Genomic DNA, 19,020 nt, shown 5'->3' on the forward strand with positions numbered 1-19,020 from the left:
AGGGTCAGGTTTGAGTTCTTAACGATAGCTGTAGTGATCTCATTTGATGGAACAGGTGGATTACCCGGTTCTGATGGCGTTACTTTAGCAGTGTTGCTGATGCTTCCAGCGATTGCACTTGCAGGTACTTGCCCAACAATGTGAACAATCACCTTGGCACTGCCTGCCGGTAAATCTGCATTTACACTCACTGCATTGCCTGTACCCGTTGCTCCTGTATGGATCACCGCTCCTGAAATCGCTTCTGTTGTCCAGCTTACATTGGTTAATGTTGCAGGAACAGCATCAGTAATCACTGCGGCCATGGCATTACCAGGACCTACATTGCTCACCTCTAGCGTGTAAGCGATATTAGTACCTGCATCAATGCTGCCTGGCCCTGATTTCACTATACTGATACCTGATTTGTTCACCACTTTGGTGGTCACATTTGGTGAGGTAACAGGTGGATTGCCCGGCTCTGATGGGGTTACCGTTGCGCTGTTTACCAGCTGACCGGCAAAGCCTGCATCAATGGTTCCTTTTACCAGAATGTTCACCTCATTACCCACACCTGCCGGAATATCGGCTCGCACAGATAGGGTATTACCTACCCCACCAGATCCATCTGTAATTGTAGTAGCCCCTGATCCGGTAGCAGTCCAGCTTACATTGGTTATACCTGCAGGTATTGCATCGGTAATCACCGCCTGATTGGCATGACTCGGACCATTGTTCACTACCCTGATCGTGTAACTGATTGCTGATCCTGAAACACCATCCTGTGGTCCTGATTTGCTGATCGCCAATCCCGATACATTGTTGATCGTGGTTTTAACCGTACTGCTGTTGTTCGCTGTATTGAAATCGGTAATGCCTGCCGGAAGCTGTACATCAGCTGTATTGCTGATGCTGCCTGCAGGGGTACCTGCTTTAACTACACCATTTACATTGATGGTAATATAATTGCCTGCGCCAACAGGGATGTTACCAATGGTCTGGATCGTATTGCTGTTACCACTGGTGGCACCGGTAAGTACCGCTGACCCACTGCTTACTGCGGTCCAGCTTAACTGCTCTATCGCTGCCGGTACATTGTCCCTTATCGTTAGACCACTCACATCAATCGGCCCAGCATTACCTACTTTTATGCTGTAGGCAATCGCTGATCCTGCCGAAGCAGTTTGTGGGCCTGTTTTGTCAATATGGATATCGGTCGACTCATTTACTGCAGTCACTACCGAACTTTCCCTTACCCCATTCGCTGTTACCGTTACCGTATTGGTGAAACTTGCATGGGCAGTAGCTTTTACCGTACCCGTGATCTGAATCGTAATCGCGGTATTCTGATCTCCATCAGCAGGGATATCTGCAGTGGTCGCAATGGTATTGGTTGTTCCGCTTGCAGTTCCAGTTAGTGTTGCCCCGCCTGTAGCTACAGCAGTCCAGCTGCTTACCGCTACATCTGCAGGTACAGGATCGGAGATCTGTGCACCGGTAATGTTACCTGCACCACCATTTCGGATCACAATTGTATAATTGATCGGATCACCGATATTGGTGGTCGAAGGTCCGCTTTTCGATACTTTAAGGACAGGGTCGTTGTTTACTTTGGTACTTACTGAACTGCTGTTTGAAGCCGGTTCAGGATCTGTTACCGGACTGCCCGTCGGGAAGTTGGCCGTAGCCGTATTGGTAAACACCGCACCATCGGCATTGCTTGCTTTTGCCCTGCCTTTGATCTCGATATCGATCTCTCCGGTGCCCGAAGGAATGTTTCCAGTAATATCGATATTACCTGTTCCACTGGCCACGCTCACTGTAGCCCCGTTTTTAACCGTTGCTATCCAGGTTATATTTTCAACATTTGAAGGAATAGCATCTTTGATCTGTACACCAGGTGCATCACTTGGACCGTCGTTTACTACCCTTAAATTATAGGTCAGCATCTCACCTGCCCCAATATTTGCAGGGCCCGATTTGACGATCCTTACATTGGCCACTCGGCTGATCGCCGTAGTTACCGTACTGGTAGCCGGACTAGGATCGGTAGTGCCTGCAGGTGGGGTAGCCGTAGCCGTGTTTACAATTGAAGGATCACTATAGCCTGCGGCTATGGTTCCATTTATCGTAACCAGCACACTGCTTGTTCCTGATGGAATATTTGCACTGACATTAACCGTATTTGTGGCGCCACTGCTTGCGCCATTGATCGTCGCTCCATTCTGACCAACTGCAGTCCAGCTCACATTGCTGATGCCTGCAGGGATCACATCGGAGATGCTCACATTGCCTGCATCTGATGGGCCTGCATTGCTTACAGTAAGGCTGTAAGTAATCGCTGATCCTGCAACAGCGGTCTGAGGACCGGTTTTCTGGATGCGCAGATCTGCTGTTTTACCAACAGTAGTTATTACGTTATTTGAAGTCACAGGTGGATTACCCGGCTCTGTTGGTGTTGCTGTGAATTGATTATTAAGTGATGTTCCATTAAATGAAGCATTAACAGTTCCGGTTATTGTAACTGTAGCACTGTTCGTTGAACCTGCAGGTAAATTCACTTTCAGGTTCACTGAACTACCCGTACCTGTACCATTCTCCACTATTGCTGCTGCTCCAGATACTACAGTATTCCAGCTAATATTACCCAATCCTGCCGGAAGGGGATCCGCGATAGCCAAATTAACTGCATTAGAAGGGCCATCATTAAATACTTGTAAAGTATAGGTCAACTGTTCTCCTGCTGAAACACTTGATGGTGCTGATTTAACTGCACGGATGTTTACTTTATTATTGATGGTGGTGGTAATCGTATTCGAGTTCACTGGTGGAATACCAGGCTCTGATGGAGTAGCTGTGGCCACATTGCTGATCGTTCCTGGTAAGGCTGAAGCATCTATGTCACCAGTGATGGTAATTACAATATTATTGCCTGCTCCTGCCCCAATATCTCCTTTTACGGAAACAGTATTACCTGTACCATTGCCGCCAGTGCTTACTGTTGCACTACCTGAAGCTACTGCCGTCCAGCTGACATTGGTTAATCCTGCCGGAACCGCATCGGTAATCGACAGGTTCTGTGCATTCGATGGCCCATTGTTGGTAGCCGTTAAAGTATAGGTAACCGACTGTCCTGCTGAAACTACTGATGGTCCGGTTTTTACCAATGCTATTGATGGTGACTGGTTAACAGCCGTACTTACTGTTGAAGTTACAGGACTCGTGCCCGGTTCTGATGGTGTTACGGTAGCACTGTTTTCTAAACTGCCACTTGCCGAAGCATTCACTGTTCCGTTTACCGTTACACGGATCACATTACCAGCACCTGCCGGGATGTTGGCATTCAGTGATACCGAATTACCAGTACCATTTGCACCACTTAAAATAGTCGCCGTACCATCCGCTACCGCTGTCCAGCTAACATTGTTCACATTTACAGGAACAATATCAGTGATTGCTGCATTGTCTGCATTTGCTGTCCCTGTATTGCTTACATTAAGCGTATAGCTAATCGCCTGTCCTGCTGAAATGCTTGCAGGTCCGTTTTTCTGAATCGATAGTACCGGGGTTTTGCTCACCACGGTAGTACTTGTTGAACTTACCGGTGTCGTGTTCGGCTCTGCCGGGGTAGCTGTAGCTGTATTGGCAAGGTTACCATTAAACGATGGGGCAATGGTTCCTTTCACCGTAATCAGGATGGTATTGCTGCCTCCCGCAGGGATATTTCCTTTTACACTAATCGTATTTCCTGTACCAGTACCACCTGAGGTGATTACTGCCGATCCCGACACACTGCTGCTCCAGGTTACATTGCTTAATGTAGCAGGTACAGCATCACTGATGGTCAAACCAACTGCATTACTTAAGCCGGTATTGCCTGCTTCGATCAGGTAAATCACCTCTGTACCTGAAACTGCCGTTACAGGACCTGTTTTATGGATGGTTACTCCCGGTACAGAACCAACTTCGGTTTCTGCAGGTGGGGTTACCACCGGTGGGTTGCCCGGTTCTGAAGGTGTACCTTTCGCCGTATTGCTCAATTTGCCTACAAATGAAGGGGCTATAGTACCTTTGATAGTGATGGTGATCTTATTGCCGTTACCTGCAGGAAGATTACCGGTTACACTGATTGTGTTACCTGTACCTGTTCCTCCTGAAGTCACTAACCCTGATCCGGTTACACTGCTGCTCCAGCTTACATTGCTCAGCTCCGCAGGTACATTGTCAGTAATCACCAGGTCTTTTGCATTGCTCAATCCGGTATTGCTGGCCTCAATCACATAAGTAAGCTCGGCTCCGGCAACCCCGCTTGAAGGGGCTGTTTTAGTGATCACGATAACCGGTTTCTGGTCTACAGTAGTTTCTGCAGGTGGAGTTACCACTGGCGGATTACCCGGTTCTGACGGGGTAGCCGTAGCAATATTACTCAGCTTACCTGCAAACGAAGCATCTATGGTTCCTTTTACGGTAATGCTGATTTTACTGCCATTGCTTGCAGGGATATTACCGGTAATGCTGATCGCATTGCCCGAACCATTACCTCCTGCACTTACCATTGCAGTACCCGATGCAGTTGCGGTCCAGCTTACATTATTTAAGCCGGCCGGTACATTATCGGTAATCACCAGATCTTTGGCATTGCTCAATCCGGTATTTGCGGCTTCAATTACATAGGTAATCTCTGCTCCGGCTACTGCTGTTGCAGGACCGGTTTTAGTTAAGGCAATAACAGGTTTCTGATCTACAATAGTCGTTACAGGTGGCGTTATTAACGGTGGATTGCCTTTTTCAACTGGTGTAGCTATCGCGATATTATCTAGCTTACCACTAAACGAAGGATCCAATGTTCCCTTAAGAGCAATAGTGATCTTACCCATACCTGTAGGAATATTGGCATTTATAATTAACTGGTTTCCATTACCTGTAGATGAGCCATTAATACTGCTATTACCAGCAGCTGTTGCTGCCCAACTTACATTGCTTAATGCAGCCGGAACCTCATCAGTAATTACCAGATTACTGGCATCGCTTAAACCGGTATTTACTACTTCAATTACGTATGCAACCTCAGCCCCGGCTGTTGCGGTAGCCGGACCGGTTTTAGTTACCACTATGAACGGTTTCTGATCTACCTGAGTTTCTGCAGGTGGAGTTACTACCGGTGGATTACCTGGTTCTGATGGTGTAGCCGTAGCCACATTACTTAAAATACCGACGAAAGAAGGACTAATTGTACCTTTTATAGTAACAATGATTTTATTAGTTGCTCCTGCAGGAATATTTCCCTTAATGCTAATATTGTTGCCTGTTCCTGTTCCGCCAGAGGTTACTAATCCTGTTCCTGCAACAGCTGTCGTCCAGCTTACATTGCTAAGAACGGCAGAAACATTATCTGAAATCAACAGGTCCTTCGCATTACTTAACCCTGTATTTGTTGCTTCAATTGTATAGGTGATCTCAGCACCGGCTATTGCAACTGCCGGTGCTACCTTAGTGATCACTATAACCGGATGTTGCTCTGTAACCGTTTCAACAGGAGGAGTAACCACTGGTGGATTACCCGGTTCTGAAGGGGTTGCAGTAGCACTGTTACTCAATGTTCCTCCAAATGAAGGATCAATAGTTCCTGTTATGTTGATGTGTATTTTATTGGCTGAACCTGCCGGAATATTTCCTGTAACGCTTAAAGCATTTCCGGTACCAGTTCCACCAGCTGTAACAGCGCTTGTGCCTTCAACACTGGTAGTCCAGTTAACATTAGTAATATTAGCAGGTATATTATCTGTAATTACCAAATCCTTGGCATTACTTAACCCTGTGTTGCTTACGTCAATTACATAAGAAATCTGACCGCCTGCATTTGCTGTAGCAGGGCCCGATTTTGTTATTACAATAGCCGGTTTCTGATCTACCTGCGTAGTTACCGGTGGTGTTACAACAGGTGGATTACCTACCTCAGATGGTGTTGCTGTAGCTAGATTACTTATTGTTCCTGCAAAAGATGGATCAACGGTTCCTTTTACTGTAATTGTTATTTTACCATTGTTTCCAGCTGGCAAATCTCCTTTAACACTTATAGCATTTCCGGTACCAGTAGCTCCCTGGGTGATACTACCTGTACCACTTACAAGTGCTGTCCAACTAACATTGGTTAAGTTCGCGGATACATTATCCGTTATTACCAGATCCTTGGCATTGCTCAATCCGGTGTTCTCAACTTCAACAACATAACTGATTGTTGATCCGGCAGTAGCTGTTGAGGGGCCTGTTTTGTTAATCACAATAACAGGGCGTTGCTCAACAACAGTCTCAACAGGCGGAGTTACGACAGGTGGGTTATTAGGATCAGCAGGTGTAGCTTTGGCGGTATTGCTTAAAGTTCCTTTAAACGAAGGATCAATAGTTCCCTGCACATTAATTACTAAACCATTTGGCTGTCCTGCCGGAATTGTGGCAGTTAAACTAAGCGCATTACCTGTTCCAGTTGCACCAGTAGCAACAAAGGCATTTCCTGAAGTTACTGTACTCCAGCTAACATTTTTTAGTTCAACCGGTATAGCATCCTCAATTTTCAAAGCCAGGGCTGTACTTGGTCCGTTATTAGAAACTGCAATCTGATAGGTCAGTTGCTGTCCGGCAGTTGCCGTTCCAGTAGCGCTCTTGGTTATTTTTATGTCTGTTAATCTAACAGAAGTTGTTGTTACTGTAGCCTCAATTGGAGTTTTACCACTTTCTGACGGAGTAAGAACAGCTTTATTTACAATGTTACCTGCAAATAATGGTTCTACTACCGCATTAACGGTAACGGCGATGTTTCCACCAACCGGAACATCAACATTCATATTAATGTTTCTATCCGACCCTGTAGCACCACTATTGACTACAGCTCCACCACTTGTGGTTGAGGTCCATGAGATCACTCTAACCACTGAAGGAACAAGATCTGATAACTGAGCCCCTTTCGCATTGGACGGGCCAGTGTTTCCGATGTTTAAAGTATAGGTAATAAACTCACCTGCATTAATAGCAGATGGGCCATTTTTAGTTAAAGTTAAACCTGAATTCTGAATTACCTCAGTAACAACAGGATCAGACGGTACTTCAGGATTATTAGGCTCCTTAGGAGTTACTTTTGCTGTATTGCTAATGTTCCCGGCAATCGCATCTGCAGGAACCTGAGCCGTTACTGTGACAACCACTTTACTGGCCCCGGCAGGAAGACTAGCAACTACAGACAATGCATTACCACTACCCGTAGCTCCCGATGTAATTGTAGCACCGGCCTCTGTGGCAGTCGACCAACTTACATTTGTGAGTGCAGCTGGTATAGCATCTGATATTTCAGCATCCACTGCATTTCCAGGTCCGGAGTTTGTTACTTCCAGTTTATAAGTAAGCGTTTTTCCAGCATCAATTGATGAAGGCCCAGACTTAACAATACGAATACCGGACTTATTGGTTACTGTTGTTTTTACATCATCTGATTTTACCGGTGGATTACCTGGTTCTGTAGGCTTAACTGTCGCATTATTTAATAGCTCACCCGTAAAACCTGGATCTATAGTACCGTTAACAACTATTGTTACCTCATTGCCGGAACCCGCAGGGAAATCTGCGGTTACAACTATAGTAGATCCTGATCCTGTATTACCTGCGGTTACCGCAGCAGCCCCCGTACTACTTGTTGTCCAGGTTACATTGTTAATACCAGCAGGAACAATATCCCTGATTTCGGCTTGACTTGCATTACTTGGACCAGCGTTTGAAACCTTTATAGTATAAGTTATTCCTGTACCTGATAAAGCATCTTGCGGTCCCGACTTCCTAACCACAAATCCAGATTGAGACGTAACAGCAGTGGTTACATCACTGGTATTGTTATCCATGTTAAAGTCGGTTACACCAACGGGCAATACCACAGAAGCAGTGTTTTTAATACTTCCAGATGGCATAGCCGGATTAACAGTACCTGTTACACTAAATAAAATGTAATTTCCTGAACCAGCAGCAATATCCGCTGTAGTTTGGATCACGCCCGTATTTCCATTTGCTGTACCCACACTTGCTAAACCATAGGCAACAGCCGTCCAGCTTACATTTTGGATATTAGTTGGAATATTATCATTAATAGTTAATCCCGCAGCGTCAATTGGACCTGCATTAGAAACTTTGATAGTATAAGCTATATTCTCGCCAGCTTTGATCGTTTGCGGACCAGCTTTCTCTACTATAATATCAGTAGAAGTGTTAACTGCCGTTACAACAGAACTTTCTCTTTTTCCATTAGCCTCAACTGATACGGTATTGGTAAATGTTGGATGAGCTGTTGTTTTAACTTTACCTTGAATAGTGATACTAATAATTGTCGAAGGATCACCGGCAGGGATATCTCCCATTAAAACAATTGAAGAGCTAGTTCCTGTAATTGTATTATTAAGAATACCATTCAAAGAAGCTCCACTTTGTGCTGTGGCAGTCCAGCCTAAAACTTCAATATCGGCAGGTACATTGTCTGTAATCTCTGCATTGGTGATATTACCTGCTCCACCATTCCTGATGATAATTGTATAGTCTATCCTATCGCCAATATTTACATTGGAAGGCCCACTTTTTGAAACCTTAAGTACAGGATCATTATTCACCTTGGTAGGAACTGTACTTGAATTAGAGGTAAGATCAGGATCAGTTATAGGGCTTCCTGCAGGGAAGTTTGCAGTAGCAGTGTTACTGAAGCTAGATCCATCAGTACTCGCAGGATCAACCGTTCCATTAATTGTAACATCTATTTCTCCTGTTCCTGATGGGATACTACCGATCAAGTTCACATTACCACTACCAGTAGCTGCACTTACTATAGCGCCATTACTAGCTGTTGCTGTCCATGTTGCATTTAAAACCTGAGCAGGCAAAGCATCTTTGATTTCTACTCCTGATGCATCACTTGGACCGTCATTAATTACACGAAGGCTATAAGTGATTGCACCTCCAGCTCCAATGTCTGCAGGTCCAGATTTAATGATCCTCAAATTAGCTACACGGTTAACCGCTGTGGTTACTGTACTTGTAGCCGGACTTGGATCCACTACACCTGCTTCAGGTGTAGCTGTAGTTGTATTTACCAGACTTGCAGCGGCATAGTCTTTTGATAAAGTTCCATTAACAACAATGGTTACCTTACCAGTATTAGATGGGATAGCAGCAAACAGATTAATGTTACCGGCACCACTTGCAGGGCCTGATAGCGTTGCACCATCAGTAGCTGTTGCCGTCCAAACAGGACTAACAATACCAGCAGGTATGTTGTCAATTATATTTACGTTTTCGGCATTACTTGGCCCTTGGTTATTTACAAGTATTGTATAAGTTACTGCAGAACCTGCAACGGCAGTAGCCGGACCTCCTTTAGTAATTTGAATATCTGCCTGCTTGCTGATCTGAGTTGTAGTGGTATTAGAATTTACCGGTGGATTACCTGATTCAGAAGGTGTTGCTACAGCAGTATTTACAAGCTGAGTACCATTATATCTGGCATCAACTTTTCCTTTTATTGTAATTGAAATTATATTGGCATTCCCCCCAGGGATATTTGCACTTACATTAAGTTGGCTACCTGTACCTGTTGAACCAGATACTAAAGTTGCGGCTCCCTGAGCTGTCGCGGTCCAACTTACATTGGTTATTCCGGCTGGAATCTCATCAGTAATGGATAAGTTTTTCGCATCACTTGGACCAGTGTTGCCTACTAACAACGTATAAGTAATATCTTCTCCGGCAAAAAGTGCAGGCGGAGCAGATTTTTGTATCGTAACTGCTAATTTTTGATCAATAGTAGTCGTAATTGTATTTGAATTTACCGGTGTAATACCTGCTTCTGAAGGCGTTGCTACAGCAGTATTTGCGAATGTTCCAGGAATTGCATTTGCAGGAACTGATCCACTGATGTTGATTAAGATTGTATTTGCAGATCCTGCAGGTAAATCGCCGCTAATGGAAACATTATTTCCTGTTCCAGAACCGCCTGTTGTTACAGATGCAGTTCCGGTAGCTGTAGCTGTCCATGTTACATTTGTAAGAGTGGCAGGTACAACGTCTGCAATAGCCAAAACTCTTGCATCAGAAGGACCATTATTTATTGCTGTTACTGTATAGTTTACTACTTGACCTGCAGAAATTACTGAAGGACCTGTTTTAACCAATGTTACTGATGGCTTACTGTTAACAACAGTCGTTAAAGTAGAAGTTCCAGGTGTTGTACCGGGTTCTATTGGAGTTACAGTTGCCGTATTTACCAAAGAACCGGTTGCCGAGGCAATAACAGTTCCTTTAACATTAACAGTAATTGTATTACTTAAACCGGCAGGTAAATTAGCGTTTAACGCTATACTGTTACCCGAACCAGTTGAACCACTGGTTATACTTGCTGTACCACCCACAACACTCGTCCATGTCACATTAGTGATATTGGCAGGTACCGCATCGTTAATAGTTGCACCAATAGCATTTGCGGTACCGGTATTGCTGACAACTATAGAATAGGTAATTTCCTGACCTGCCGAAATTACTCCAGGGCCTCCTTTTTGTATGGCTAATACTGGTGTTCTGCTAACATTGGTAGTGCTGGTAGCAGTTTTAGGACTTGTTCCAGGCTCAGCTGGTGTAGCTGTAGCACTATTGGTAAGTGTTCCGTTAAATGCCGGATCTACTGTACCGTTAACCGTTATGGTAATTTTGTTTGCAGAACCTGCCGGTAAATCGCCTGTGATATTAATAGCATTACCGGTTCCATTTGAAGGATTGTTAACAAGAGCAGTTCCTGCTACACTTGTCGTCCAGCTTACGTTAGTAATTTGCGTCGGCACATTGTCCACAATTGCCAATGTTTTAGCATCTGATGTACTTAGGTTTGTTGCCTCAATTGTATAGCTAATCTGTTGTCCGGCAATAAGAGATGCAGGGCCGCTTTTACTTAAACTAATAATTGGTGTTCGGCTAACCTCTGTATTCACAGTAGAATTTACCGATGTAGTTCCAGGTTCATGTGGAGTAGCAGTTGCAGTATTGATTAATGTACCACTAAATGAAGGATCAACGGTACCGGTAACCTGCATCGTGATCTTATTGCTTACACCAGATGGAATACTTCCCTTAACGGCCATTGTGTTTCCACTTCCATTAATGCCTGTAGCCACGGTAGCCAAACCAGCTGTTGAGCTAGTCCATGATACATTCGTTAATCCGGCAGGTACTATGTCATTAATTGCAACATCGATAGCATCAGAAGAACTTGTATTTGAAATATCAATAGTATAGGTAATCTGCTCACCAGATTTTATAGTTGCCGGTCCACTTTTTTGTATAACCAGAACAGGCTTTCTACTAATCTCTGTTATTCCTGTTGCCGTTTGAGGAGTTGTACCTGGTTCTGAAGGGGTAGCGGTTACGGTATTCTCTAAAGAACCACTGAAAGAAGGGTTTACAGTTCCTGTAACAGTGATCACAATTTTATTTGCGGCACCAGTTGGGAGATCCCCTGTTATACTTATTACATTACCTGTTCCATTAAAAGTTCCACTAACAGCTGCCTGACCAGCAGCACTTGCAGTCCAGCTAACATTACTAATCTGAGCCGGCACATTATCTTTAATCACTAAAGCCTTTGCATCAGCAATGCTGGTATTTGTAGCTGTTATTGTATAAGTAATTGGCTGTCCTGCGGTTAAGGTTGCTGGTGCAGCCTTAGTAACGCCTACAATCGGAGTTCTTGTTACTCTTGTTTTTGCAGTTGAACTTGATGGTAAACTTCCTGTTTCTGATGGAGTTGCTATTGCAGTATTTGTAAGTACGCCGCTGAAAGATGGATCAATGGTACCATTTACAGTAACCTTAATTGCATTAATTCCACCTGTTGGTATGTTGGCGTTCAGGTTAATTGAATTCCCTGATCCGTTCGCAGTTCCGTTGATCAAGGCTCCACCCTGTGTAACAGCTGTCCAGCTTACGTTTTTAATTTCCGCTGGGATCAAGTCATTAATGATTGCATTTCGAGCATCACTAGCTCCGTTATTGGTGATGGTTAAGGTATAACTGATTGCTTTACCTGCTTCGCCAGATGATGGTCCGTTTTTAAGCATAACCAAACCAGTTACACTTGAAACATTAGTAGTTACAGTATTTGAATTAACCGGAGGCACTCCTGGCTCAGCTGGAGTAACTTTTGCAATATTGTCGAAACTTCCTGTTGCTGATGGCAAAACTGTACCTGTAACATCTATCACAATAGTGTTTCCACTACCTGCAGGGATACTACCGGTTAAATTTACAGCATTACCCGTTCCGGTTCCAGCTCCGATAAATGAGGCAATACCTGTTTTAGAAGCTGCCCAGGTAATATTTGTAATCTGTGATGGTATGGCATCAGTAATAACGGTAGAGATAGCATCACTTATACTCGTGTTGCTAACTGTAATTTTATAAGCTATAGATTGACCGGCAACCACATTTGCAGGACCGTTTTTAACTACGGCTAATACCGGTACTCTGGTAACCGGAGTAGTAACAGTAGAGGTTGCTCCATTTGGATCAGGTTGATTTGGAGAAGTAGCAGTTACAGTATTGGTTAATGAGCCTGCATAGTCAGGACGGATTGTTCCGGTAACAGTTATGGTTACTGAATTTCCTGTTCCTGCGTCAATATTGGCAGTAACATTTACTGAATTTCCTGCAGATGTATTTTGAACAACTGAAGCAGAACCACTTGTATTTGCTGCAATTGAAGTTACGGCAATATCTGAAGGAACAGCATCAGTAATAATTACGCCTGTAGCATTACTAGGACCATTGTTACTTGCAACAATCTGGTAAGTAATTGACTGTCCTGCGGTAATAGTTCCAGTTGTAAGCAATGATTTTGCCACAACTATATCTGCGCTAACTACATAATTGATTGTCACTTCATCGGTTGAAACTCCGCAAGGCCCGTTACTTATGGTCCAAACTAAGGTTGCTGAGGTATTAGGTGCAATAGTAACCCCGGTATTTGGGTTTGTAGGATCTGCAATTGTTGCTGTGCTTCCTGCTTTTACAGTCCATTTTCCCGATCCAATACTAGGCACGTTACCTTGCATGGTAAATACGCCCGAATTATTTTGCGTAACATCTTGTCCGGCATTTGCAGTACTTGGAGAGGCATAATTTGTAAGTGTTACCAAATCAACAGATGGTGGGCAACTTCCATTAGTTATTGTCCATGATAACGTTGCTGTACTTCCTTGAGGAACATTAGCAGTAGATGTTGCTGAATTAGGAGCATCAATAACCGCCTGCCCAGATACCACCGCCCATACTCCGATACCTACAGTAGGAGTATTTGCCGAAAGATTAAATAAATCCTGCACGCAGTGCTCCATGTCGGCACCTGCATTTGCAACAGTTGGTGTTTTATTTATAGTAACAGTAATCGGAGTACTAATAGCGTTACAAGTACCTGATGTTACTAAACGGCGATATTGGGTTGTTACTGAAATGGCATTTGGATCGAGGTCTTTACCGATTGCACCAGCTACCGGACTCCAATCTGTACCATTTGTGCTTTGCTCCCAGGTATAAGTATAAGTTCCACTACCTCCTATCGGAGTTGAGCCAACAATAACACCAGGGTCGCCTGTTTCACAGTATTCATTTGTAGCTGGAACAGTTATACTATTATTAGTAATTAAAGGTTGAATTGTAACCGAAACCGAAGCACTAAAAACCGGACCGCAACCAACTCCGGCACTAGTAACTACTCGTCTGTAATAAGTTGTTTGAGTAATGGCAGACGCATCGTAAGTAGCTGCAGTAGCTCCTGAGATATTAGTGAAATTAGTATTATCTGTACTTATTTGCCATTGATAAGTATAAGTTCCATTACCTCCGGTTGGAGCAGTTGCTGTAAAAGCAGCAGGATCTCCGTTTACACAGAAGGTTTGATTTGCGCTTATAGCCCCAGGAGTTAGTACCGGATTAACGGTAAAAGTAATAACATTGCTACTTGCCTGAATTGAACATACTCCAGATGTAACTAAACGCTTGAAGTACGTAGTTTGACTAATTGCAGCCGGATCATAATTTGTCCCTGTAGCCGATGCAATATTAGTAAAGCTAATGTTATCCGTACTTATTTGCCATTGGTAAGTATAATTTACACCATCTCCACCTGTTGGTGTTGATCCTGTAATTAGTCCTGGATCTCCGTTAACACAGAAAGTGATCGCCGCAGGCGCAGTTACTGCATTGTTAGCAATAGCTGGTTGAATGGTAACCGTAATAACATTACTACTCTGGTCTCCACATGTTGACCCGGTAGAGCTAACCACACGTTTGTAATATGTTGTTTGCGTAATTGATGGCGCATCGTACGTAGCCGAAGTAGCTCCTGCAATATTTGTGAAAGTTACATTATCAGTACTAATTTGCCATTGATAAGTATAAGTGCCATTACCTCCTGTTGGAGCAGTTGCTGTAAAAGCAGCTGGGTCGCCGCTTACGCAGAAAGTTTGGTTACTACTAACTGTTCCCGCAGTTAAAGCAGGGTTAACAGTTAAGGTAACTACATTACTAAGCAAAGGAATGTTACATGCTCCAGAAGTAACAATACGTTTGTAATATGTTGTGCTTGTTATTACCGGTGGATCGTATGTTGCCTGAGTAGCTCCTGAAACATTGGTAAAGGTTACATTGTCGATACTTTTTTGCCATTGATAAGCGTAAGTTCCGCTTCCACCTGTTGGTGTAGATCCTGTAATGATACCCGGATCTCCATTAATACAGAAAACTGTAGTTGCAGGTGCAGTGACCGCATTATTAGCCAGCGATGGCTGAATGGTTACTGTAATAACATTACTACTCTGATCTGCACATGCCGACCCGGCAGAGCTAACCACACGTTTGTAGTATGTAGTTTGTGTAATTGATGGCGCATCATAAGTGGCGGCAGTAGCTCCTGCAATATTTGTAAAAATTGCATTATCAGTACTACTTTGCCATTGATAAGTATAAGTGCCATCACCCCCTGTCGGAGCAGTTAATTCTGTAAAAGCAGCAGGATCGCCAGTTGCACAGAAAATTTGACTACTGCCAACTGTTCCCGCAGTTAAAGCAGGGCTAACCGTTAAGGTAATCGCATTACTAAACAGAGGAACATTACATGCCCCGGAGCTTACCTGACGTTTGTAATAAATTGTGCTTGTTATTACTGGCGGATCGTATGTTGCCTGAGTAGCTCCTGAAACATCAGTAAAAGTTATATTATCAGTACTGCTTTGCCATTGATAAGCATAAGTTCCGCTACCACCCGTAGGTGTTGTACCTGTTAAAATAGCAGGATCGCCACTTCCACAAAAGCTGGATACCACAGGATCACTAATGGTATTATTTGCAACAACGGGTTGAACAGTTACATCAATAGTGAACGCAGCTCCACTACAACCACCAAGGGTTGGTGTTACTGTGTAACGAATTACTCCGGCAGTATTACTTGTATTGCTTAAAACTTGTCCTATAGGGGCTGCTGTAGCAGTTGCTTGATCGCTAAAACCTGTCACAGTTCCTCCAGATTGCTGGGCTGCTGTCCAGGTATACTGCATTCCACTAACATTGCTTGTTGGAGTAACACTGAAAGCTGTACCAGAACAAATGGCTGAAGGATTTGTAGCTGATGCAGTTATAGGCGGAACAAGCGTTACTACAATAGTAAACGGAGCACCCGGACACGAAGCATAGGTAGGAGTTACGGTATACGTTAAAGTTCCGACACTTGACCCTGCTATGCTTAACGTTCCACTAGCTATTGTGCTCTGATTTGTACTCGCTACCCCGCCAACTACAGCCGCAGAGGACCTAACCGGGGCTCCCCAGGTATAAGTTGTACCACTTGGCACTCCTGCTGGCGTTATTGTAAATGAACCCGTAGTACAAATACTTACAGTTTGGTTATCTACAACCGGCACAGGAGTTACTGTTATCTTGCCTTGTAAAGAATAAGTATCCGGACAATTTGCTCCCGGAGCAACTACTGCTGCCCGATACAAAGTTGATGTTGCAAGGTTTGAATAATTTAGACTCGTAGTTGTATTAGCTATTGGCTGCCAGGTCATCCCATCATCGATAGAAGACTCCCATCTTGTGATGGTGCTTCCTGGAGTCTGTCCTGACAAGGTCAATGTTCCACTATTACTTCCAGAACAAACAGTAGCACTACCATTAACAGCCCCTGTAGAGGTTACGGTAACTGTATGTGTTGAGGATTTTGGAGAACAGCCCGCAGCAGCAGCAGTAATTGTAGCACTGCCAGTAAATGCAGATGACCAGGTTACCTCTCCACTTGTAGTATTAATAACCCCAGCCGCTGCCGGAGCAAGAGAATAGCTTATTGAAGTGGAATTTGCCGCAGTTGCAGTATAGGTTATTACCTCTGAACTCTGACAGCGAACAGACGTTGTTCCTAATGTAAATACAGGAGTACCAACATTATCATTTACTGTTATAGTTCCCTTAACTGATACGTTTGGAGTTCCTCCTGTGGTTGTTACTGTATAAGTTAATGCACCATTAGTTGTTCCGGTTGGAGTTCCGGAAATCGTAAATTTCTTACCACCACTTGTTGAATAAACCCCAGAAACACCCGGCGGCAAACCTGTTACACCTGCACCGGTTGCATTACCTGATATAGTATAAACTATACTTACAATAGGATTTCCTATACAAACCGTTTGAGCATCTGATCCTCCAGGAGTTACACTAATAGAGGTAGTAGGCGTAACTACTACTGTACTAGTATTATTGGCAGGTACGTTATCTGTTTGAGGCCCACTAATTGTTGCCGTATTATTATAGGTACCAGTAGCTAAAACCCTTGCAGTTATAATTAATGTCTGCTCCTGATTGCTTGCCAATGATCCAATAGACCATAAGCCAGTGGTGCCATCATAAGACGTTCCACCAGTGGCAGTACTTGAAATAAAAGTATAACCAGATGGGAGTACATCTGTTACCGATACCCCAACCGCATTACCAACACCAAGGTTTTTAGCTTTTAAAGTAAAATTAACCGTACCACCGGCTGATGGTGTAGTATTATCTACAGTTTTAATAATAGATCGGTCGATATTACAAAGCGCAACCGCGATGGGCAGTGATTGTCCACTAATTCCGCAATCAAGCTGTGAGGTAACCGTATAATTACCCGAAGCAGTAGCTACAAGGGTACCATTTGTTGCCCCAGGAATAGGCACTCCCTCCAAAAACCATTGATAGGGAGCTGAACTAGATGGATCTACACTTAAAGTGGCGGTAGCACAATTGGCTTGAGAAAGCGTGGGTTTTAATGCCTTTTCAGGAAATGGAGACAAATAATTTGCCATCGAAAATCCACCTCCCTGCTGTACTGCGCAGACTGTTAACCTGGTTCCACTGGTAAGCGTTAAAACCGCTGGTGTTCCAATATTTGCTTCAGTAAAGTCAATAAGATAAACACCTGAACTACCTAACTGCCTTCTAATACCTACTCCGGCAAGTGTTTCTATATCAACATTTGTATAATTTGGACTTCCTCCGGTGGTTGTTAAAAAAATCTTATCAGTTAAACTTTTTGTAAGAATAAAAGCAAAATAAGGAAGATTGCCGCCCCCATAGTTCCGAAACTTATAGGTTTCAGCTCTCAATGAACCTCCGCAAGAAGCAATTGGAGCTAATGTAGCCACATCAACTTCGCAACTAATCGCAGTACCTGCATAGGCCACTACATTTTTAGTCGCCAAAATTCTTGAGGCAGAGTATTGAACATTGGCAATTCCGTTAGGAATTTGAACAAAACTACCTCCGGCAACTAAATTATAGGTCTGGGTAGTTTGCAGAACTCCATTAGCATTAAAATTGGAAACAGTTACACTTGTATTTGGTTCTGACGCGACAATAACTGTTTGTTCGGCAATAGTATTACCTCCACCCCTAACCACAACATACTCCGACCCTAACGATGAGACAGGAGGAATTGGATTATATGCACCATCCCCACAGCCTCCCGGTGCATCAACAGTTGCAGAGGTATTCATCACAGCGGGACCGGAAGATTCGACAAGAGTCCCCATAGCTGATTGAAAAAGATAACTCTGCCCTGCATTTAGTGTAGTTGTTGCAACTCCCGCAATCTTTATTGTGGTATTATTCTCTATTGCTAAAATAGAATAAATAGGAAGCGTTGGGGGTTGAGCAGTTACAGGATTTTTCAAATTACCATCCCTATAATACCCTACTCTAAAAGAGGTACCAATTGCTGCATCGCCAAAGCTAAATAAGGATGCATTTCCTTTAATGAAAGAGTCATTACCATCACTACCAAGTGCATCAGACGCCACATTTCTAACATTAACAGAAATAGGTTTTGTGCCTGTCACAATCATACCTGCCCCATTTACAACCGTATTTAGCGAGTGCATTGGCAATGTATTTGGAAGCGCCGTAAAACGATATACTGCAGGATTACCGGCAACAGCGGTTAAAGTAGCCATCAGTGTACCATCACTCTTTTGGATTGTTACCGTGACCGAGGTTGTACTATTTGTAGCTACAACTACTTCATTTGCCTTGCTCCAATACTGCCATGGCGCGGGAGCGATATAATGTTTAGTATAAGTTTGAGCATTGGTACTTAAAGCGAATAAGCATGAGAGCATGAGAATTGCGATCCCACAAAAAAAATTAATTTTGCGAGGTTTCACAATAAATTCCACTAAGGTAGAGTAGAGTTTATTCATATAAGAGATTAAGATAGATAGATGTGTCGCTAACAAAATGTTATTAACAATTATTAAGTTACTAACATTTAATCGAAAGTGAGAAAATTATTTCACATATTTTTTTATCCATCTAGTTCTTGTCTCCCAGCTACATCAGTTCAGTATCCAACTGAATCTGAGAAGAGTCTGAGCAATTCACCTTCCAGCAGGACATGATTATACACCAATTACACTATCCAAAAAAACAAGCACAAAAAAAGGATAGTGA

The 19,020-nt window shown here is 43.5% G+C and carries 1 protein-coding gene (running past one end of the window); it reads right to left on the reverse strand.

Translation table 11 applies throughout. The features are described 5' to 3' along the window. On the reverse strand, positions 1-18,770 hold the 5' portion of the coding sequence (locus HQN83_RS13400; RefSeq protein WP_173090867.1) for a DUF7927 domain-containing protein. 13,915 nt of this gene lie to the left of the window's left edge; 18,770 of the gene's 32,685 nt are visible here — the first part of the coding sequence; its start codon is at positions 18,768-18,770; its stop codon lies beyond the left edge, outside the window. Between the last annotated feature and the right edge of the window lie 250 nt (positions 18,771-19,020).

The organism is Pedobacter foliorum (assembly GCF_013266735.1).
GTDB classification, from domain to species: Bacteria; Bacteroidota; Bacteroidia; order Sphingobacteriales; family Sphingobacteriaceae; genus Pedobacter; species Pedobacter foliorum.